We start from the raw sequence: 21,301 nt of genomic DNA on the forward strand, positions 1-21,301 counted from the left end.
GAGCAATACGAGACAGGATGTCGGGCAAGCATTACGACGAGCCTACGCGAGTGAGGCTTTTCAGTTATCTCCTAGATACGGAAGTACCGGCTCCATCGGAGAAAAATTTCCTAGAAATTTTGCGAATTCCAGGAGATTCCCTTTTTTATATTCGAATCCTCGCAATGTAAGTACGGGATTTCTTATCCTGAGCAACATCTCTTTCCAGTCTTGAGAATTCAAATAGACTAATATATTCGGATCGGAAGCTAATTTTGGGGTGATCTCGGCGATTCCCTTTCTCAGATGAATCGTAAACTCTTCCCCAGTATCCTTGAATTTAAAGGAAACCTTACCGTCTATCTTGGCGCTTGCGACCGGATCCAAGTTTATCGCAAGATTGTCGAAAAAGATCGAGAGAGGATATCGGCGAAGCAGAGGAGGATTGGGCTTAACCTGAAATTTTGCGACAAAGCCGTCTCGAATTTCTGAAGCTTCCGTTAAATAATAATGCCGAGCATTCGCATTGTTTTCTTTCAGCCCGAATTCTCGTAACGATCGAATCCGTATTTCCTTCGCTTTCTTATTGCCGGGATTTATTCGTAAAACGTACCCTGTTAACTGAAGAGCTGATTGATATTTTTTTTGCTCCAGCTTGCTTTCGGCAAACGCCAATAATTTCTCTTCGCCTCCTGCCAAATCGGAAACTAGTTTGGCCTGCTCATTCCTAGATAACGGCTGTAAGTCGGCAGAGTCCCCGGTAAACCAGCCAAGGTTTCCGTTAAACATCGAACGAACGGACCAGGAAACTTTTCCGTATACTTCCTGGAGATAAGGTGAAGAAGCTAAATGTTTCGGCAACTTTACGTATTCCACTAAGTCGTCCGGGTTGAATCCGCGATTGATTCCGCGCAGGGATTGATCGTGAACGAATTGAATCGCGTCCCGGTAATCGGTTAAAATACCGGAAATACCGGAGGACCCGTTAAGAGGACGCCCATGACTAGGAACTAGATATTCGGGTCGAAGGGCCCGGGCAATATCCAACGATCGATACCACTTTTTAAGACTTCGAAACCAAGTTCCTCGAATCGTATATAAATTCGGAAATGATTTGTAGAAATTATCTCCCACTAATAGGGCTTTGCGGTCCGGAATCCAGACGTAAATTTGATCGTCCGTTTCTCCGGGTGCATGAATCAATTCTAGTGGAACTCCCGCAATGGTAACCGATAATTTCTCCTGAAACGTTTTTGTAGGAGGCAGGTAATCGATTTTAGTCGAGCTATTATATCCCTGGTAAGGCCCTATTCCTACGTTAACTACCTCTTCTTTCGTTAAGTAATTTCCGTACATCCGTGCGCTTCTGGAACCGATGATAGGAACCGTTTCACTAGCCAGTCTTTCTATATTCGTCTTCAAAGTTTCATGGGCAAAAACCTCCGGATTGCCGCTTATCGCAAATGCCGGAGAACCGAAAATATGGTCCGGATGACTGTGAGTATAAACGATCGCCTTAATCGGCAAATCGGAGATCTTACGAAACTCGGCTAAAACCTCCTCGCCCGATTTAAGATCTTCCAAAGTATCGACGATAATCAGCCCGTCCTTTCCGACGATCAATATCGAGTTTGCAATCCCGAAACCGACGGCCGAGTATATTCCCTCGGCGACTTTATAGATTTTCCGCTCGAATTCGGAATTGAATTCCTCCAACTTCGTATTCCGGCGCAGGGACGATCCCGGATCGGATCCGCTGCATGAAATGAAAACCAGAATATGTATTATAAAATTTTGTTTCTTCATGATTTTTCCTATGCGAGAAGTTTCCGAATCCAAAAGAACGAGAAATGATTAAAATTATTCCCGGGTAAAAAATCGGCAGAAATCGTGTTTACCGTATTTTCGCCCATACCGAAACGAATCCGAAACCCGGCCAAATTCCCCTTTTCCGGGCAGTTTCCGTGACAATATGCGTATCTTGGCCGGGCCGGATTTTCCGCATTATTTTTTAACACTATCCCTGGACGCAAAATAGAACGGCGCATATTAAAAATATTTCAAGTTTGGGTCCTTACGCAATCACTGCTTTTCCCATAGAATTGAACTAGGCTTCACCGAAATAATATAGTATTCGTTCCCTTTTCGGATTTCAGCGTACGTTCTTTTCAAAACTTTGCGGTACACTATGTAATCTAAGTTCCAAGGTCCTAGTATGGACAGCGGACCGGTTACCGGAGTGGAACTTGTAACGTCGAGGGGATTCGGTCCATCGGGGATCGGAGAATCCTTCCAAATCCACTTTGCGTTGATGGGCAGATACGCGAGATCCGCAAAAGCGTAACTCGCATCCTCTTCGTCCTCATTGACGGAGGCCAAGATCGTATCCAAGTTTCCCGGAAGTGCTTCCTTACAAAATTGAGGCTGAATGCTGACCGGCCCGAAGAACGGTCGTCGAATCACTTTACAAATATATTTCGTTCGATCGGATAAAACCAAGTTCGCTTCCCGGTCTCGAACGTCCCAGAACGGAAGGTGGTTCTTTTCCTCGTCGGGCAGAAGCTTCGACAGAATTTCATTAGATTCGGCGTCATCTTCGCCGTCGTCATCCTTATCCGAAATTCCTTGATTCATTAGAGAAAGAAAATATTCCGCTCCTTCCCGTCCGCCACCGTATATTGCGTAAGCAAGGACAGGATCCGGATTTTCCTTTATTAGTATTTTCAGCGCCGGCAAATATGAACTAATCCAATCAGTATTAGAAATCTGACATATTTTGCGAAAGAGCAACTCGGCCTCTTCCCCTCCGGTGTACGTTTCCGAGGAAAAGGAACAGGCTTCCTTTTTGCGATCCATGAGCAATAAGTTCTTAGCGGATTCTAATCTGCCTCGTCTTGCATTGCCATAAGAAGAACTCATCAGAAAATAGCGGGCACTCGCTTCTAGCCGCCCTCTATTTCGCAGAAACTTCGCATATAGATATAGTATATCCGACTTAGAATCCGCGCTAAGGCTCTTGGATCGACCGGACAAAAAAATTCGGCGGTACGGTGATCCTTTTCCGGATTGCAACGCGGAACCCACCCAAAGAGGCAAAGCAGCGTCTTTAGTTAAGAGATCCTTCTCGACCAAGTAGGTAAATACGTGATCCCAACCTTCGTAATCTCTCGTTTTCATTTTAAGCGAGTAACAAAGTCGGACTAGCGGGAGATTCTCCTTTTTCGAAAGGGAACGATACGGCTCCGGTATCGATTGTAGCGGAGTCACCGCGGCATCGGAAACGGTCGTTTGTTCGGCGCGAGTAAACTGCGGAGTCGCTTTAGTGCAGGAATGGGTGATTCCGATTAAGGCGTAAGGGCTTACTCCCAAACTTTGGGCAAGCCCCTGAACGAAACCGGACCAGTCTCCTTTTTTATTTTTAATCGTACCGGCCCGAATCTGATATTGCAAAGCCGGGACGTATTTATTAAATTTTTCGTAAAGAAAGTAAAGCCGTGTCGAAGCGGTCTTCCGCACATCGGAATTAGAGGAGGTTTTAGCGACTTCTTCGTAAAGAGGAATCGCAAAAACCGGCGATTCTTTTTCCAGCGAATACGCGTCTTCGTACGTAATCGAAAAAACCGGTCGAACATAAAAGAAAATAAGGACGGATGCGCATAAGATACATTCGGAAAACCTAAAATACATTCTTTAGGATCTCCTTTTTAGCGTCGGCTTTGTGAGTCAGGGGACAAATTTCCGTCGGGACATGGGACGGGTGAAACAATTCGCTCGTTTTTTTATTGCAATCCGGGCCGGGCAATTTTCCCGACTCCGGGCAGATCATAACCGATACCGCTCTTTGAGAAAAAGAGTATTTTCGTCTTTCGTTGCGATCCCCCGATTCGGTGGCATCGAATAATTTTGCGATCGTGCCCCATAACGGAGCGGCGACAGTTCCGCCTAACGCCGACGAACCCATTCCGTAACTTGGCGAATCGTAGCCGATCCAAACCGCCATCGAAATTCCGGGGCGAACTCCTATAAACCATGCGTCTCGGTACTCGTTAGTAGTTCCGGTTTTTCCCGCGACCTCTCCTCTATAACCAGTATTCCGGACGCCGGCATGATTCGCACTGCCATGCAACAAATCGATCATGATCTCCGCAGTGGGAGGCGATATCGCACGCCTCTCGTTGGGCCAATGTAGATTGAATTCATCCTGTTCCTTTCGTTGATAAACGACATTACCCGAACGATCGGTGACTTTCTCGATTAAATGCGGACGAAGAACATTCCCGTCGTTCGCAAAGGAGGAGTAAGCGGATGCCATTTCCAACGGGGATAATTCCAGAGAGCCCAGAGCGAGAGAAAGATCCCTTCGAAAACGGTTCTTTAAAATTTTCTCTTCGGGAAAAAAGAATCTTCCGAACGTTTCGGAGATTTCCGATAGTCCCAATTTTTCGGCAATCTGAACCGCTGCGGTATTTTTGGATTTTGCCAATGCGATTCTTACCGAAATATCCCCGTCATATTGATTTCCTATATTTTCGGGCATCCAATTAGAAGTGGAATTTCGATAAATCAACGGAGCATCCAGAATACGAGTCGCAGGAGTTACGATCCCTTCGTCGATCGCTTCGGCGTAGAGGATCGGTTTGATCGTGGAGCCCGTTTGACGATACATTCCCGCCGCTCTAGGAAACTGGTTATCGGATTTAAATTCGGTTCCTCCATGCAACAAAAGTACATCCCCGGTCTGAGGATCTACCGCTACCACCGCCGCCTGCAAACCGTTATCTCCTCCCGCCCTGAATTTATCGGTATCGATAAAGAGTTCCAGCGCGGGAGACAAGTCCGCGACAAGATTTCGAAACGGATTTGCGTCGGAATTCCTGCCGATCTCGGTCAACCTTTGCTTCCTGACCTGCCCCGATCGTATTATGGAATCGACATGCGATTTAACCACTCTCTGCAGTTCCGCCTGAACCGGTTGAGAGATCGTCGTATACACCGAGAACCCGCCCGTTTCGTAGATATTAGTGTCCGGATAAAGAGTCTGCAAAAATTTCCGGACATGTTCCGTCACGTACGGAGAATCGTCCTTTCGATTTCCGTAAACCGTCTCACCGGGAGATCTAGTATTAAACGAAGTATATAAATCCCGCATCGACGGACGCAGATCTTCCTTTAAGGCGCCGTCATTCTCCAAAGATCTAAGAATCGCTTCCACTCTTCCCAGAGAAAGATCAGGATTCTTTAATGGAGAATACCGATTGGGCGCGGATGCCAAGGATGCCAAAACGATCATCTCGGCTAAGTTCAAATCTTTAGGTTTTTTCCCGAAATAAAACTCGGATGCGCTATCGAAGCCGAATGCTCCGTGTCCGAGGTACACGTTGTTCATATAATGCAAAAGAATCTTTTGTTTATCCAAATGGGATTCCAAAGCATAAGCGAGTTGCGCTTCCTTTAATTTTCTTTCCAGACTTTTTTCCCGATCGTTTAATAGAATTCGGGAAAGTTGTTGGGTTATCGTGGAAGCTCCCTGCTTAAACCGCAAATTCATCACGTTCACGAAGAAGGCCCGCAAAAGCGACGAATAGTGAATGCCTCCGTGAGAATAAAAATTTCGGTCCTCTACCAGTAAAACCATTCGTTTCAAATTTTCAGGGTACGCATCCCATTCTAAATTGCTGGTTTTCTTTCCGAAAATCTCAGAAACTTTCTTACCGTCACGATCGTAAATTACGGTCGGCTGATGAATGTAAAAGACATTCAACAACGCTTCCACTTCCGATTCGCGTTGAATGACTCCGATCCAGAAAAAAATCAGGAAAACTAATACGAAAGGGAGCGGGAGTAAATATAACCAAAAATTTAAACGAATCTTCGGAATTCGGAAGCGCCTTCCTTTATCAAGAAGTCGTTCGGCTAACGTCTTGATCGGAGGACGAAACGAATTCGTATCCTCCTCGTGTTCTCGCGCCCGAATCTTTTGAAACCAAGGACGCGATTCGGAAGTCCCTTCGAATCTTTCCCGTAAGGATGCGATTTTACCGTTGAGAGATTCCGCGAACCGAGAGCCTAAACTAGCCTTCGGCGATTCCGGTTTGGAATCCTCTCGATTCGAAAAATTGGAGGCCGGCTCGCGAGTTTGAAGTTTCGGTTCGGGATTAGGGGTGAGGACATGAATCGGCTCGGGGTCTTGAACATTAACTTTATGTGCTAAGCGAACTAAAGCCTTATGACCGCAGCGATAACAGGTTAGCCGAAAAACCGTCTCGGTAGGAACGCTTTCCGGTATTCGGGATAAAGTTCCGCAAGCCGGGCATTCGAACTTAGTTTCGAAAAGAGTACGTACTCCTGTCTCCTGCATCAGTAGTACTGTCGGAGAAAAAGCGTGCTCCTACAAGCACGAAATTATGAAGGAAGTCCTACGGAAGAGACTTTCTGGCCGTTACGACCAAAAAGTCCGCAAGCTCGAATTCCTCCGTACCCAATTTTCGCCCCTCTTCCAAAGGAAAAACGCTAAATACAAGGACTTTTAGACCCATCTGTCTTAAACGATACGTAACACCCATTCCTTGGTCGCTATGAAAACGACCGTTGATATGGACGACCCTTCTGCCGGTCGTATAAAACTCCTCCGCAATGGCATCTGCCATACTAGCATCCCAAAGGTATTGAGCGTCTAGGAAGTTTTGTACGTTCGATGCCGAGCCTTCCGAGTGATGTCCCCCCATCGCTTTCTTTAATTTAGCTTCATATTCGACTTGTCGATGCAAACGAACTAGATAGCGGGGGGGTAGAAAAGGAGAGCGGATTTTCATTAGAGACCGAATCCCTTTTTGAGAGACCAGATTCACATAGCGTCGAGGAGCATTCGAAGCCAAAACCCGAATATCGCGAATTTTTGCGACTTCGACGAGCGGGTGATAATCTTTCAAATAATTAGGCCAAAATTTCGTATGATTCAAGTACCCTTTTTCGGTTAAACCCTCCTTTAGATATTCATCTACGATGATCTGCTGGTCTCTTTCCAACATTTCTAGCGACAACGTGATCGCGAAACTCTCGGATAATTTTTTGAAGGCACTAAGCTGCCATTCATGACCGGCTCCGTCATCATGCTCTTCTCCGATGATGATCACGTCGGCTTCACGAACCTTATTTTCGACATTAGCCCAGGAGACAAGGGCCTGAGATTTAGAATCGAATATATTCTCCGAGACCGGGTTGTCGGGTTGGGAAGCTAGTCCGAGCGGTATAATGAAAATGAGAAGAATTTTTCGAGATAACATAATCAGAGAATGAACTTAGATGTAAAAAAGAAAAGGATTTCTTTATCAGAAGACAGAGGGCTGAGGACAGACGCGTTCGCTTTGCTCACGCTAGACAGAAGCTGCTTGACATTGCTAAGGCAGCTGGGGTAGAGGACCGACCTACAATAACACAAGAATCTTTCTCTAGAACGTGGAAACCCGGCTTATCAATGTTCTGTCCTCAGTCCTCTGTCTTCTGTCCTCTGCAAGACAGATGCGCTCGCTTCGCTCACGCTAGACAGAAGCTGCACGATGTTGGAAAAGTAATAGAGGTAGAGGAAAGATCCAATATAACACAAGAATCTTCCCCTATAACGTGGAAACTCGGCTCATCAATGTTCTGTCCTCAGTCCTCTGTCTTCTGTCCTCTGCAAGACAGACGCGCTCGCTTCGCTCACGCTAGACAGAAGCTGCACGATGTTGGAAAAGTAATAGAGGTAGAGGAAAGATCCAATATAACACAAGAATCTTCCCCTATAACGTGGAAACTCGGCTCACCAATGTTCTGTCCTCAGTCTTCTGTCTTCCGTCATCTGATTCAAATGCAGTTTGTTTGATTGAAAATTTGACTTCACTTCGTTCAGTCACCCTTCGGGAATCTCGCTCCCTAAGGGTCGCTCGATTTATCTAGGATTCTGCGGATTGCTCCATTGCTGGGAGTAGTAACTCTCCGCCTGCAAAGGGACGGGACTGCGGGTAAAATCCATCCGTTTCACTGCGGATCCGTCGGGGTAGGTTCCCATGGAGAAGTTCCCGCTTCCCGAACCTAATGCGGTATTGGCTCCGGCAGCCGTTCCATTAAATGCATAATCCGTCAACGCATCGAGCTGCCTCCAGACTCCGTAAAAATCGTAACCGTTTAAGGCGCCGATTCCAAGAATCGTATCTTTGATCGGAACGTAATGATCCGATTTCAACGTATAACCGCCGTACGAATCCGTATGGATAATCTGATAGGATCGTTCGGTGGATGCGATGGAAGTCACATTAGTAAAGATATCGATTCCCATCCGATGATCGTTCGTCTGATCCTCTTCATAAACCTGAACGATCATCTTAGTTGCATTGGTAAAATCGGCCAGATTCGCGTTCGTCGTACTGAAGGAATACCATGGGGCGGCGAGATACATGAAAGAACCGAGAGAACCCCAGGACTTTTCGAACAAACCTTTATGAGCCATATAGGGAGTGGCGCCTCCGCCGTAGGAATGCCCCATGAACCCGACTTTCCTAGTGTCGATCTTACTCGGAAACGTATCGACCGCAAATTTAAGCCCCGCCCACATTATATCATAATTTTGTGTTGGAGGTCTTGTATCCGAAAAGTAAATGGGAAACACCACGACGTACCCCTTCGAAACGTAAAAATCAATCAACGGGTAATAGGGTTCCGCGGAAGGAGAGCTAAAGCCGTGAAACAGAAATAGCACGGGAGCCGGACTAGATTGATCTGCCGGATAATAAACGCACACGCGGCGATCGGCGATGGGATTTTGAAGAGGAGCGACCGCAACTTGATGAGTTCCGCGAGCTCCATACCCGCCGGTAATTTGCGCGACCGGACCTTGAGGAGAAATTCCCGTAATCGCGCAATTGTTCAAGAGATAAGGGTACGACAAGACTAAAAGAACGTCCTGGATCATTTCCGTATCGCTCATCTTCTTTCCATGTTGAACGCAGGTCGCGAAGAGAGGTAACAAAATAAGAACGAAGAAGAAACGAAACTTCATATGACTTACCTTTAGAAAAGGTACGACAAAATCTACTTCAAAATTTTCTCGATCGCTTCGGTAATTGCCTTACTGTCAGGTTCTACAGCGGAAGACAGAGGACAGAACATTGATGAGCGGAGATTCCATGTTCTAAAGAAAGATTCTTGTGTTAAAGTAGATTCTTCCCCTACTTTTGTAACCTTTCCAACCTCGAGCAGCTTCTGTCTAGCGTGAGCAGAGCGAACGCGTCTGTCCTCAGTCATCTGTCCTCTGGGAGACAGAACATTGATGAGCGGAGATTCCATGTTTTATAGGAAGATTCCTCCGTTATCAGTGGATTTTTTGGCTAACCCCGCTGCCTTCCCAACATCATGCAGCTTCTGTCTAGCGCGAGCAAGGCGAATGGTCTTCGAGTTTCGAAGGCGAATGAATCCTGTTCTTTTGGATCAGTTTCGAGATCATGACTATTCGATTCGATACGAAGATCCCGTCTTTTGAGCGGGGAAACGGGTAGTTTCCCGCGGCACGACAATAAAAAAACCCCGAGGGGAAACCCTCCCCCGGGGCCGATATAAACAAAAGTTTAAAAACTTCTTAACCTTCGTATCTTTCGATCAGCATAGAACCTGCGATTCCACCGTGAGCGCAGGCAGTTATGACAACGCGCTTGGCTTTTGCATCTTCTTTCAGATCCATGATCGCATTCGCTACGAGACGGATTCCGGTCGCTCCGAACGGGTGTCCGATCGCAATCGATCCTCCGTTAGGATTGATCTTCTTATCGTCGAAACTTTTTTCCCAATCCCAACCGGTATCGAGTTTGAGTTGTTCCAAAGCGGCCACTGCAGTCGCGGCAAACGCCTCGTGAATTTCCACGTAATCTATATCTTGGATTTTTAAACCTACGTCCTGGAGCAAGCCTTCGGTCGAATATGCCTGACCGACACCCATGAGATTCGGGTTGACTCCCTTCATTCTCCAGCCGGAAAGAACCGCTTCGATCTTAAGTCCGAGTTCCTTCGCTTTTTCAACGGTGGTCAATATCACTCCGGCGGCGCCGTCGGAACGAGGGCTCGCGTTGAAAATGGAAACGGTCGGTCCATGAGACGCGGTTAGATCCTTGGCGTATTTCGTCTTAAACTCATCGAACTTCATCTGAGGATTGTCGAAGAGAAGCATTGCACGACCCATGCGGCTAGGATTTTCCACGAGACCTTCGCGAAGACCGACTGCCTCGTCGATGGCGAGTTCGGTGCCGTCTTCGTCTTTAACCGGAATTATATAAGGAGCGTATCTTCCGGCTTTAGAAGCTTCTAATGCACGTTTAAATGATTCGAATGCGAGTTTATCCGTGAGTTCTCTGGATAGATTGTAATTTTGTGCAAGGATCTCGGCAGTGACCTGCATACCGTAAGAAGTCTCGCCGTCGCCCAATCCGTCTTCAAGAGTGTCTCTTAGCTCCACTCCTTCCGGAAGATTGTCGGGCAAAAGTTTCTTCAGTTTGTCCAACGATCCCGCTTTTTTATTCAAACGGGCATTCTTTACGACAAACGGCATGGACGTTTGAGATTCCTCTCCGATCACCAAATAAACCTGACCTTCGCCTAGAATAATTCGGCGAGCGGCTTCGGAAAGGGCTTCGATCCCGGAAACGCAATTGTTCGAAACGGTGATCGAAGGAACTTCGTCGCGTAAACCGATTAGGTTCGCGATGACGCGAGCGGAGTTCGGCGCGTTGGAGAATCCTTCTCCAACGACGATTCCGTCAAACTGCTCTTTCTTTAGCCCGCTTTTTGCGATGATATCTTCGGCCACGATGCGACCTAGATGATGTCCGGGATACGGTCCCAGGGCTTTCGCAATTTGAGCGAAGGGAGTTCTACGTGGCGTGCATATCGCCAATTTTTTCTCGAGTTTCATAGTCTTTCTCCAGACATTAGTCTTACTTCTATTACTGATTCAATTAAATACTTCATTTATCAACGTCCGTTACTCCGCCTTCCGGGAATTCGGTCACCCGAGAGAATCCGGTCACCAATTGTTCGGGAGGCTTCTTGGGTCTGGATTTACTTACGGAAACGACAAGCAAATCATCCAAAGACTCGGCTAAGATTTCTCCGGTTACGGAATCGGTGATTTCCTGGCGCATTCTACTCCAGATTTTTTCAAAGTTCCGAATCCAAGTGCGAACTCTAGCTTTTCTTCCCGGAACTAAAGGTCGGTTATAGCGGATTTTTCCGCCCATATAAAATAACGTCGTGTCCATCGCCACCAGGTCTTCCAAGGAAAGACCGGAATCCGCAGTAAAATGCCATCTTCCCTCTTCCAAAAGACGCCAATATTGAGAGGGGTTGTACTCACCGAAGGGATTTCGTTCGCAATAAAACAAATCCCGATCGGTTGCGGCTCGTTCGCAACGGCCTGAAAAAGGAAGAATGGATTCAAACGAAGCGATTAAGGCCTCGGCGCTTTCTTCAGCGGCCAGAATTTGCAGAGGCTGCCCGTTTTTTTCAATTCGGACCAAGGTTCGAATTTCTGCGGCTGGCTTTCCGTTGGGTCCGAGCACTTCCTGAGTAAACAGTACTACCCCGGTTTCCCCGAGCCGAACCTCCGTCCGAATTCCCAAGTCCGTATTTTCCATTTGCTGGGCAAGAAATCGTATATCCGAAGCGATCGTATTCATTCGAACCGAGTCTTCGAGCATGCGTTTCCAATCGTATCCAGCCTCTTCCAGAATCCGATATCGGTCCCCGAGACAGGCGTCTTCGTAGGTCCGACTAGTCGTATGCCTTTGAGTATCCAGGTCCGAAAACCTGGTCCTGAGCGTATGTAATTCGGATGCAGACATTGGAGAACTTCCTGACACTAGGTTAGACGGGGCCGAAATCGGAGCAACAAAAAATACAGAACGTTCGTTCTGGTTTTTTATTCACTAATCCCAAATTCTATTGACGGCAAGGGGATTTTAGGAAGATAATGAAAATATCTAAGAATTAGCCAAATGACAGCGCAGAGAAAGAAGCGAGACTCCGGGGCGAGCGTCCGGGAACGGATCCTGGACACTGCCACCGAACTTTTTTATAAACAGGGATTCTCCAATACCGGGATGAGACAAATTATCCAGGAATCGGGATCTGTTGCGGCTAGTTTGTACGACCATTTCCCCTCTAAAAAAGAGCTCGGAATCGCTTATCTTGCCCGACAAGAAGAAAAGACTTTGGCCGACCTGGGCTCCTTAATGGACCGATACCCGGAAGTGCAGGAGTTCCTCAGGGCCTGGGTCATTCTTAAAGAGAGACAGATCCGGCACGCGGAATTTCACGGGGACCCGTTTGCAGGGTTTGCGAATCAGGTCATGGATTCCGATCCGGAGTATACGGAGTTCCTAAAGGGAATCGCCGATAAATGGATCCGAATGATCCGGGAATATTTGAGCCGAGCCGTTGCTTCCGGTCAACTTGCCAGAAGCATGGATATTCATTACATCGCAAGACGAGTATTAATGGCGTATCACGGTTCCATAACTCTATGGAGAATGACGAAAGACCTGAGATATATTCGTGAAATGGAAGATTCGCTGCGGGAAATCTTCGAAGAATACACGATTCGATAAGAGCTTTACTTTTATTGAATGCTACCGATTTGACCCTTATCTCTTCTTTTTCGGCTTCGCCGATTTTTTTCCCGCAGTTTTCTTTTTGGCGGCGCCCGCCTTTTTCGATGAGGAATTCTTCTTAGCGGCTTGAGAAGTCTTTTTGGATTTAGCTTTTTTAGGACTCGCAAGGACTACGCTTTCCGAAGCCTGCTTAACGGATTTATGTTTGATCGGAAGCGGATCTTTCTTCTCTTCCGCCGTGATCAAAGAACTCAGGCATTCGATTCCCAAAGGCCCCAGATATAAATTCAAGTGGCCGTACTCGGGAATCTCCACGTCGTCGAAATGACCGAGCCGAGCGCTTTGCCAAGGACGAACGATAGAATCGCCTCGAGTAAAAATCGCTTGGACATTATGAAAAGTGGAGTATGTCTCCACCACTTCGCGCACCAACTTCGATCCGGGTACCATTTGCCAGGTGCAAGGAAAGATCGGCGCCGTATACGCCATATATGTTCCATGCAAAGGAGAACCCATCGTAAAAATTTTACGGACCCTATCCCTTCCTTTATAACTCAATCCGGCTGCGATCAGGCCGCCCATCGAATGTCCGACTATATAGCAATCCTTGATTCCCTTCTCTAAAATGAAATTTTCCAATAATTTACTTTTCTTCCGAATATCTCCGGTTTGAAAACCGAGCGGAACCGCATAAACGGGATGTCCCAGAGATACCAAGCGATCTCGCATGGCCTTCCAGGTAATGTTCCTTCCTAAAAAACCGGTAACCAGCACGACGGGACGTTTATCCCCTTCCGTATGATCCGGCAAGGTCACAAAGATTCCTATGATATTGCTGACTAAATAATAAAAATTATAATAGGATTCGGCGAGATGTTGGATAATGACGGGACGAACGGAACGGTTTTCGGGAAAATAAGTTAAATGGTCTTTCTTCATGTGGCTGAATCCGAACTTTGCGGACGCTCCGATGTGAAGGTTCCTCAAGTTCCTTTCCCGCGCAAACAGAATTTTGTCGCAAATCCTATTCGTTCGAACTCGGAGAGACCTAGTACATAAGTAAAGTGGATTCCTTTTCCAAATCTTCCTAGGAGGAAGGCCGCGAACCTCCTAGGATAACGAGGACTCCGATCTAATCTTTTTTAAACTTTAAAGACGCGGAATTGATACAATACCGTAACCCTGTGGGAGCCGGCCCGTCCGGAAAGACATGACCTAAATGTCCTCCGCAACGCGCGCAATGGACTTCGACCCGAGTCATTCCATGGCTAGTGTCGGTTTCCGATGCCACCCCTTTTTCCGTAGCAGGTTTGTAAAAAGAAGGCCATCCGCTACCGGATTCGTATTTCGTATCCGAATTGAAAAGTTCCGCTCCGCAGGCTGCGCAGAGATACTTTCCTTTTTCCTTATTATAATAATATTCTCCGGTAAACGCCCTTTCGGTTCCTTTTTCCCGTAATATCCGGAACTGGTCGGAAGTGAGGACTTTTTTCCATTCTTCTTCGGATTTCTGCACTTCGTAGCTCATCTTATTTCCCTTCGTCTTGTCCTTTGGTACTCCGTAACTCGGAGAGCAGGTTCCACTCAGCATACCCGCCCATAGGGGAATTATGCAAAGAAGAAATACAGGTTTACTCATGGCTTTTTCTCCCGCTTTATATTTCGACGGGATTTAAAAAGGTTACGTTCGAATTAGTTGAAAATCCCTTAAAAGTTCGATGATCAAAGGATTTGAGATTCTTTATTTTGAATCAAAGCCATAATATCCGAGCAACATAGAGAACACTCGTTCGGAAAACTCGGATCCATTCCGAAAGCGGGTACAGCTTGACAATCCCGTCCTAAGAGAGTAAACCTTACCTTCAAAGTTCTGCGGAGGAAACGCGATGATTCAAGGAAACTATTTCCAAGATAATGAAGATCTATTATTGCATTTTGATACTCTTATTGATTGGGAAGAGGCGGTGCACGCCTATGAAGGGAATTTCGGTGATGCGGCCAAGTTCAAGGAGACCGGCGACGAACGTTACGCGTATGCGCCGTCCAGCGTAGAGGAAGCTAAGGAATATTATCGTTCCATCCTCGAATCGTTAGGTGAAATGATGGGAGATTTCGTAGCTCCTCGTAGCAAGGAAATGGACCAGACCGGATTAAAATACGAAAACGGCAAAGTGACGTTCCCCAAGGCCCAAGAAGAATGTTACAAAACGCTAAAGGATTCCGGATTGATGCCGATTTCGATCAGCCGCAAATATGGCGGGCTCGGTTTGCCGGTAACCGTTCAATCCATGATGTGCGAAATCGCTGCGAGAGCCGATGCGGCATTTTGCTTGGCATATGGGAACATAAACATCGTAGAAATTATGGAGCGATTCGCTTCGGAAGAGATGTGCAAGGAATGGCTTCCCAAAATCGCAGCGGGAGAGTTCAGTGCGGCGATGGCGTTGACCGAACCCAACTACGGATCCGATCTTCCGAACGTTCAGACAAAAGCCGTCCAGGCTTCCGATGGGACCTGGAAAATCACCGGAGCAAAACGATTCATCACTCACGCCTGCGGCTATATAGACTCGCCTTCCGTGATCTTGACGTTAGCGAGAACAGGATCTCCGGAAAGCGGAGCGCGAGGATTGTCCTTCTTTTTAGTTCAGGGCAAGGACGTTCATATCGCTGGAGTCGAACACAAGATGGGACTACATTGTTCTCCCACCTGCGAAGTGGTATTCGACAATTCTCCAGGCCTGCTGATCGGAAAAACCGGTTACGGTCTCGTGAAATATTCCATGGGAATGATGAATGCCGCTCGCTTAACGATCGCAACTCAATCCCTTGGAATCGCAACTGCCGCGTATTTCGAAGCGAATAAATACGCGTCGGAACGAATCCAATTCGGAAAACCTATACGCCAAATTCCGGCGGTGAAAAAAATGTTGGATCGGATGGAACGGGAAATCTTAGCCACTCGTTGCTTAATATCCGAAACGGGTAGAGCCATCGAACTTTATCATTGGCGGAAGGAACGCATGATTAAGGAAGAAGGAAAAAGCGAGCGCGACGTGAGTCAGGACGAGACCATTCGTCGCTGGGAAAAACTCGCCGACTTATTCACTCCTATGAGCAAATATTATGCTTCCGAAGGTTGCGTTTCCATAGCTTCGGACGCATTACAAATTCATGGTGGAAGCGGATACACCGAAGATTACGACGTGGCAAGGATCTATCGAGATAGTCGCATTACGACCATCTACGAGGGGACTACCCAGTTGCAGGTCGTAGCCGCAATCGGAGGGGTCGTTTCGGGAATGTCTCCTACAGGGAATTTCCGTCAGTATATCGAATCCGAGCTGGCCAGTTTTAAACCGTCCGAGGATTTGAAAAAACTCTGGGAATACGTGGAAACCACGGTTCAGAAATTCAAGGCGATCACGGACAGCCAGGTAAAGGATACGTTAGCCTTCGAAACCGTGGAGACCGCCGCTCGACTTGTATGCGGACTCCTTTTGGAAAAATCTCTCCTAAAATCAAGCGGAGATTCCAGGAAAAAAAGGGAAGAAGCATCCATAGCTTATAATATAGATTCCTTAGCAATCGCCGAAGGAAATCTATTCAAGTTAGAGAGAGCTTCTCGCCAAGCAGTAGCCGTTTAAGTCCGTTCCGGAAATCGCCGGTAGCGTTATACGAACCTATCGGCGATCTCCTTTACGAATTTCATGTCGGCATTATTCCGAAAGAAACGGCAGCTCATTACTAATTTGGAATAAAGCCGATGCCTCCGACGCGCCGACAAACGAATGAATGCCGAGAAAAAATCTGGGCAAGCCAGTGCAGGAACTCCGACACGGTAGAGAAAATTCGTTTTAAAATTTTCTAATCTTCCTTACTCTCTTTTTCCGCCGGAAGACGGGGAACCTCGCCGATCGTAACTCCGACGACGATTCGGTTCAAATTATGTTGGTGCAACATCCTACGGTAAGTCATTTCGGACGTCAGGGCCGAAAGTCTGGCGGTAATCGATTCGATCCGACTCGTCCTTCCGGTTCTATAACTCGCGACCTGCGATTGTGCCGTTTCCTGAGCTAGGGTATGCGCTTTTTCGTAGATCGTAAGAAGTCTCTGTGAATTCTTATATGCTTCAAACGCGTTTCTGATCTCTTGAGACGCGGTTCTCCTTGTCTGAGACATGGTAAGCTTTGCTTGCTTCCGCTGAGAATCCGCCGCGCGATAGTTTTCGAGTTGGGCAAACGGAGTGAGCGGTACGGTGACCTGGAATTGAGTGACGATGTCCTTATTATAAGTCGTTCCCGGCGTAGGAAAAGAATAATAATTGTTAAATGCAATGGAAGGCATATAGACGTTCGTCATCGCCACCGATTTATTCCATTCGCTCGCCTTGAGGCTTTTATCGGAAGCGAGAACGTCGTATCTTTTCGAGAGAAATTCTCCCGGCTCCCGATCCACGGGAGGATCCGGCAGGTTATTGGCCTGGTACCCGGCGACCTTAAGAGTCGGTTCGCTACCCGCCATCGTAAACAAGGTAATCCTTATCTGTTCCAACTGAAATTTAGTGTCTCCGAGCGAAGCTTCCGCATTGGATAACCTTGTTTCGGCGGAAAGTAGCTCGGATCTCATAATTCGACCCAAGGAATAAAGTCTGCGCCTTTCCTGCACGTCCTCCAAAGTCAGATCGAGAGTTTGTTGCGCAAAGCGTAAGTTCTCCTCTAACATTAGAAAATTAAAATATGCCTGGGCCAATTCCAGATACATTCTACCTGCCTCGTGTTTCGCCTCCAGTCTTCTCTGCTCCGTGGTAAATTTTGCCGATTTGAAACTCAAAAACGACGTTATCATAGTATTGATCGGAACACTCAGCAGAATACGAGAACCGGCAGTAGCGGTCGGAGAGATCGTAGTCGAAGTTCCTCCCGAAGAGGAAGGGATAAGCAGAGCACCCGGACCGTATTTGTCCAAATTGGCTTGGAGCTGATTATCGGCCGATATTTGTTGAGCTAAGGAAGCGGTCGGAGTCGGATGAACGGGCGGCGTCGTATAAAATTTGTTATACACGTACGATAAAGTCGGAAAGAACCCTGCGAATTGCCCCCATTTTTGAGCTTCCGCCTGCTCGGTCGTCTCGTTTTTCAGAGCGATCCGTTCCGTTCTCTCTACGGCGAGAATGTACAAATCGTCCAAAGAAACGGCGTAACGCGACGATGCTCTTTCCACATCCTGAGTCGTAACTCCGGTCACTTGTTTTAAATTATCCTCTATAACTCCGTCCTTTAGTTTGACTTCTGTAGAAGTTAACGAAGTCGTGGACGCGCAAGAAACAAAGAAATGAAGACCGAACCAGATACAGATAGGGAGAAAAAAAAGAACTTTCTTATCTAGTATGCGATAGCTTATCATTCGATTCCTTTTCCATGAGAAAATACGCGGCAGGCACCACGATAAAAGTAATTAGGGTCGAGAGAATCAATCCGCCCAAGATGGTGATCGCCATCGGGACCCGGGTCTCGGCGCCGGGTCCTAGAGCTAATGCCGGCGGAATAGCCGCTGCAATGGACGCGAAGGAGGTCATCAAAACCGGTCGCAATCGGACAGGACAACCTTCTCGGATCGCCTCCGCAATGCTTTTTCCTTGCGAACGGACATGGTTTACGAATTCGACTAATAAAATAGAATTCTTCTTAACGAGCCCGAGCAGCATGATCAAGCCGATAAAGCTATACATATTGAACGATTGCTTCATAAAATAAAGGGCGATTAGCGCTCCGGAAAAACTGAAAGGCATCGCCAGTAAAATGTAAAGCGGTTGTTTTAGGCTATTGAACTGACTCGCTAAGATCATATACGACATCACAATTCCCATAACAAGGGCGAATAAAAGACTATTAGCGGATTCTCCCGCGGTCTTTGCAGAACCCGTCACGTCGACCGAATAGCCTTCCGGAAGCACTTCCTTTGCGATCCGTATGGATTCTTCCGTAGCTTTGTTCTGTCCGACGGCTACCGGAGGATTTCCGAATATTTTAATCGTTCGATCCCGGTTAACGCGCGTAATATTCTTTAGGGTATTCGTAGCCTGAAGCACCAAAACGTCTTTTAAGCGCACGAATTCGCCGTACGTATTACGAACGCTTATGTTCGGTATGATGTCCGCTTTTTCTCCCTGTTCCTTATTGATCTTAACACGAACATCGTAACTTCTTCCGTTTTCGGTAAATCGACTCACCTTTTTTCCACCCATCAGAGGCCCGATCGTATTTCCGATATTCGCCATACTAACGCCTCTCAAGGCGGCGGCCTCTCGGTTGGGTAAAATCCGGACTTCCGGTTGTCCCGAAACGTAATCCGTATCGATATCCAATAGGACTCCGCTTTGGTCCAAGCGATTTCGAATCTCGTCGGCCACCTTGGCTAAATTGGCCCAATCCGGTCCCGACAATACGAGTTCGACGGGATATCCTCTTCCCGCACTAAATCCCCGTTGCGACAAGTCTTGGACGGAAAATTTACATTCGGGAACGAGAGCTTTTAAATCCTTTCGTAAATCCGCAAAGATTTCGTTTTGAGTTATCTCTCTCCCTGTCTTTTTACTTTTTGGTCGTTGCCCCATATCTTTGACCGAAACAAAAAACATCGCTCCGTTGGATTCCGTTCCGCCCATTCCGCCGACATTGGACATGTACTTGGAAATTTCGGGTTTCTTAAGAAGATACTCTTCCACCTTCTTCATGGCTTCGTCCGTCCGATAAATGGATGAGCCGATCGGCATTTTTGCCCGAATAATAAAACGACCCATATCCTGAGGGGGAATGAACTCCTTCTTTAACAGCAGCAAAAATCCGAGAGAGAGCGCGAACAAGAGCGTAGACACTAAAAGAATGATTTTTGGAAATGCGATTACGTAATCCAACACCTTACCATAAATGCGTTCCGAAAATTGCAGGAATCTTTCGATGATCGGATCCATCTTTTTAAAGAAGGAAATCGGCGCGATCGCGGCTTTGAACTTGGAAATCGTTCGCTCGAATCGATTGGGATCGGATGCGGGTTTGGGTTCGGGAAATTGTATCGCTTTCTTACCGCCTCGTTTTTTGTGCTCTTCGATTTTATGCTCCCTATAACGCGAGGCTCTCATCGGAGTAAAGCTCAGAGCTTCGAATAAGGAAAGAGCCACAGCAACCGCGACCGTTACTCCGAATTCGAGGAAGTATCTACCGATGATTCCGGACATGAAAGCGACCGGGAGGAAAATCGCGATTATCGCCAGAGTGGCGGCTAACGCAGCGAATCTTATTTCTGAAGCCCCGTCCAACGCGGCTTGGAACCAAGTCTTTCCCATCTCCCGGTGTCGGCTGATATTCTCCAGAACCATAATGGCATCGTCCACGACGATTCCGACCGCAAGAGAAAGTCCGAGAAGAGTAAAGGTATTCAGGGTAAATCCCGCGAAATACAATAGTAAGAAAGTTCCCATCACCGAAGTAGGAATTGCAAGCAGGACGTTCCAAGTGCTGCTCCAACTTCCCAAAAAGAGCCTGCAAACAAAACCGGTCAGAAGCGCGGAAAGTACGAGTGTAAAGATCAGCTCCTGGACGGAATCACGGATAAACGTAGTATTATCATTCGCGATAGAAAGATCGTATCCTTTCGGAAGCGTCGGTTTTAACTCCCGCATCTTCTTCTTGATCAAATCTCCGACTTGAACCGCGTTGGCGCCTTTGATTTTTTTAATTCCTAATCCGACTGCGGAAATTCCGTTGAAACGGGAAATCCTTCTAATCTCATCCAAACCGTCCTCGACATGCGCGACCTCGCGAAGACGGACCGGGCGGAACATCGCCGCTCCGCTTCTTGAGTTTATAAAGATATTCGAAAATTGTTCGACCGTCGGAACGTCTCCGACGGCTCTCAACGAAACTTCCGAACTTTTGTTTTCCACTCTCCCCGAGGGTACTTCTATATTCTGTTCGGTTAACGTATTTGTAATATCATTGACGGTCAATTCCGCCCGGGTCAAACGTATCGGATCCAGGAATACGTTGATCGTCCTGTCCACGTATCCGCCTAAAATGATTTCGCCTACGCCCGATATCTCCTGAAATTTATCTTTTAGCTGCGATTTCACGAAGATCATCTTCTCCTGATCCGTTCGACCCACGGCCGTCAACGAAACCCAGATGATGGGCGTGTCGTCCGGGTTGGACTTCATCAAGATAGGAGGATCCAGGGCGTCGGGTAATTTGTTTTGAACCTGCGCGATTTTAGTCTGAATTTCCTGAATCGCAACGTCCACATCGCGTTTCAGTTCGAGTTCGACGGTGATTGTGGCGGAGTTATCGGTGGATACCGATCTAACTTCCACTACGCCTTGAACCGTGAGTAAAACTTCTTCGATCGGATCCACCACATCGGTTTCCATAACCGAGGCGTTGGCGCCCTCTAGATTTAACGTAACGTTTACTATCGGGAAGTCCACGTCCGGCATCTGAGAAAGTCCCATCCGGGAGAACCCGATGGTACCGAGTAGGATGATACCGATCATCATCATCCACGCGAAGATCGGGTTACGAATGGAAATTTCTGATAATTGCAAAGGAGCCTCTAATGAATACGGGACCGGTCCCAAGAAACGAGATCTAAGTTCTTTTTTTCAGACCTTCCTTTTTATCGCCGGTGCCAGATTT

Annotated in this window: 13 protein-coding genes; 2 read left to right on the forward strand and 11 right to left on the reverse strand. The window is 47.1% G+C overall.

All coding sequences use genetic code 11. The features are described 5' to 3' along the window. Positions 1-60: 60 nt before the first annotated feature. From LEP1GSC047_RS05015 to LEP1GSC047_RS05060, 7 genes are all read right to left on the reverse strand, one after another. The gene (locus tag LEP1GSC047_RS05015) at positions 61-1,785 is read right to left on the reverse strand and encodes an alkyl sulfatase dimerization domain-containing protein (protein WP_010414953.1); all 1,725 of its coding nucleotides are present in this window, start codon (positions 1,783-1,785) and stop codon (positions 61-63) included. Between the two features lie 276 nt (positions 1,786-2,061). Further along, complete coding sequence (locus tag LEP1GSC047_RS05025) at positions 2,062-3,666, reverse strand: hypothetical protein (protein WP_010414958.1); 1,605 nt, start codon at positions 3,664-3,666, stop codon at positions 2,062-2,064. Further along, a complete protein-coding gene (locus LEP1GSC047_RS05030) occupies positions 3,656-6,337 on the reverse strand; it encodes a transglycosylase domain-containing protein (RefSeq protein WP_010414961.1) in 2,682 nt (893 codons plus the stop codon). The genes LEP1GSC047_RS05025 and LEP1GSC047_RS05030 overlap by 11 nt, the downstream gene beginning before the upstream one ends. 58 nt (positions 6,338-6,395) lie before the next feature. After that, complete coding sequence (locus tag LEP1GSC047_RS05035) at positions 6,396-7,262, reverse strand: ChaN family lipoprotein (RefSeq protein ID WP_010414964.1); 867 nt, start codon at positions 7,260-7,262, stop codon at positions 6,396-6,398. A 644-nt stretch (positions 7,263-7,906) separates the two neighbouring features. Then, the gene (locus tag LEP1GSC047_RS05040; protein ID WP_238325521.1) at positions 7,907-8,941 is read right to left on the reverse strand and encodes an alpha/beta hydrolase; all 1,035 of its coding nucleotides are present in this window, start codon (positions 8,939-8,941) and stop codon (positions 7,907-7,909) included. 648 nt (positions 8,942-9,589) lie between these two features. Continuing rightward, positions 9,590-10,915, reverse strand: coding sequence for a thiolase family protein (locus LEP1GSC047_RS05055; RefSeq protein ID WP_010414977.1), 1,326 nt, complete (start codon positions 10,913-10,915; stop codon positions 9,590-9,592). Between the two features lie 52 nt (positions 10,916-10,967). Beyond that, positions 10,968-11,843, reverse strand: coding sequence for a thioesterase family protein (locus LEP1GSC047_RS05060; protein ID WP_010414980.1), 876 nt, complete (start codon positions 11,841-11,843; stop codon positions 10,968-10,970). Positions 11,844-11,996: 153 nt separating this feature from the next. Between LEP1GSC047_RS05060 and LEP1GSC047_RS05065 the strand changes: the two genes are divergently transcribed. Next, a complete protein-coding gene (locus LEP1GSC047_RS05065) occupies positions 11,997-12,608 on the forward strand; it encodes a TetR/AcrR family transcriptional regulator (protein WP_010414984.1) in 612 nt (203 codons plus the stop codon). A gap of 36 nt (positions 12,609-12,644) precedes the next feature. Here the strand turns inward: LEP1GSC047_RS05065 and LEP1GSC047_RS05070 are convergent, their stop codons facing one another. Both LEP1GSC047_RS05070 and msrB read right to left on the reverse strand, forming a co-directional pair. Continuing rightward, on the reverse strand, positions 12,645-13,550 hold the full coding sequence (locus LEP1GSC047_RS05070; RefSeq protein WP_020988460.1) for an esterase/lipase family protein: 906 nt from the start codon (positions 13,548-13,550) through the stop codon (positions 12,645-12,647). Between the two features lie 193 nt (positions 13,551-13,743). Further along, the gene (gene msrB / locus LEP1GSC047_RS05075; RefSeq protein WP_180993207.1) at positions 13,744-14,139 is read right to left on the reverse strand and encodes a peptide-methionine (R)-S-oxide reductase MsrB; all 396 of its coding nucleotides are present in this window, start codon (positions 14,137-14,139) and stop codon (positions 13,744-13,746) included. A 358-nt stretch (positions 14,140-14,497) separates the two neighbouring features. Between msrB and LEP1GSC047_RS05080 the strand changes: the two genes are divergently transcribed. Next, on the forward strand, positions 14,498-16,258 hold the full coding sequence (locus tag LEP1GSC047_RS05080) for an acyl-CoA dehydrogenase family protein (protein ID WP_010414991.1): 1,761 nt from the start codon (positions 14,498-14,500) through the stop codon (positions 16,256-16,258). 220 nt (positions 16,259-16,478) lie between these two features. On the opposite strand, the gene LEP1GSC047_RS05085 is transcribed toward LEP1GSC047_RS05080, so the two are convergent. Beyond that, on the reverse strand, positions 16,479-18,017 hold the full coding sequence (locus LEP1GSC047_RS05085) for a TolC family protein (protein ID WP_010414993.1): 1,539 nt from the start codon (positions 18,015-18,017) through the stop codon (positions 16,479-16,481). Then, entirely contained in the window at positions 17,992-21,165 is a 3,174-nt protein-coding gene (locus tag LEP1GSC047_RS05090) for an efflux RND transporter permease subunit (RefSeq protein ID WP_020988414.1), read from the reverse strand. The genes LEP1GSC047_RS05085 and LEP1GSC047_RS05090 overlap by 26 nt, the downstream gene beginning before the upstream one ends. Between the last annotated feature and the right edge of the window lie 136 nt (positions 21,166-21,301).

The organism is Leptospira inadai serovar Lyme str. 10, from assembly GCF_000243675.2.
In the GTDB taxonomy this organism is placed as follows: domain Bacteria; phylum Spirochaetota; class Leptospiria; order Leptospirales; family Leptospiraceae; genus Leptospira_B; species Leptospira_B inadai.

Bases quoted from the DNA above. Each gene is read 5' to 3' on its own strand.
- LEP1GSC047_RS05040 (WP_238325521.1), bottom strand. From the start codon at position 8,941: ATGAGCGATACGGAAATGATCCAGGACGTTCTTTTAGTCTTGTCGTAC.
- LEP1GSC047_RS05055 (WP_010414977.1), bottom strand. From the start codon at position 10,915: ATGAAACTCGAGAAAAAATTGGCGATATGCACGCCACGTAGAACTCCC.
- msrB (WP_180993207.1), bottom strand. From the start codon at position 14,139: ATGAGCTACGAAGTGCAGAAATCCGAAGAAGAATGGAAAAAAGTCCTC.
- LEP1GSC047_RS05085 (WP_010414993.1), bottom strand. From the start codon at position 18,017: ATGATAAGCTATCGCATACTAGATAAGAAAGTTCTTTTTTTTCTCCCT.
- LEP1GSC047_RS05025 (WP_010414958.1), bottom strand. From the start codon at position 3,666: ATGTATTTTAGGTTTTCCGAATGTATCTTATGCGCATCCGTCCTTATT.
- LEP1GSC047_RS05035 (WP_010414964.1), bottom strand. From the start codon at position 7,262: ATGTTATCTCGAAAAATTCTTCTCATTTTCATTATACCGCTCGGACTA.
- LEP1GSC047_RS05090 (WP_020988414.1), bottom strand. From the start codon at position 21,165: ATGATGATGATCGGTATCATCCTACTCGGTACCATCGGGTTCTCCCGG.
- LEP1GSC047_RS05060 (WP_010414980.1), bottom strand. From the start codon at position 11,843: ATGTCTGCATCCGAATTACATACGCTCAGGACCAGGTTTTCGGACCTG.
- LEP1GSC047_RS05080 (WP_010414991.1), top strand. From the start codon at position 14,498: ATGATTCAAGGAAACTATTTCCAAGATAATGAAGATCTATTATTGCAT.
- LEP1GSC047_RS05065 (WP_010414984.1), top strand. From the start codon at position 11,997: ATGACAGCGCAGAGAAAGAAGCGAGACTCCGGGGCGAGCGTCCGGGAA.
- LEP1GSC047_RS05070 (WP_020988460.1), bottom strand. From the start codon at position 13,550: ATGAAGAAAGACCATTTAACTTATTTTCCCGAAAACCGTTCCGTTCGT.
- LEP1GSC047_RS05015 (WP_010414953.1), bottom strand. From the start codon at position 1,785: ATGAAGAAACAAAATTTTATAATACATATTCTGGTTTTCATTTCATGC.
- LEP1GSC047_RS05030 (WP_010414961.1), bottom strand. From the start codon at position 6,337: ATGCAGGAGACAGGAGTACGTACTCTTTTCGAAACTAAGTTCGAATGC.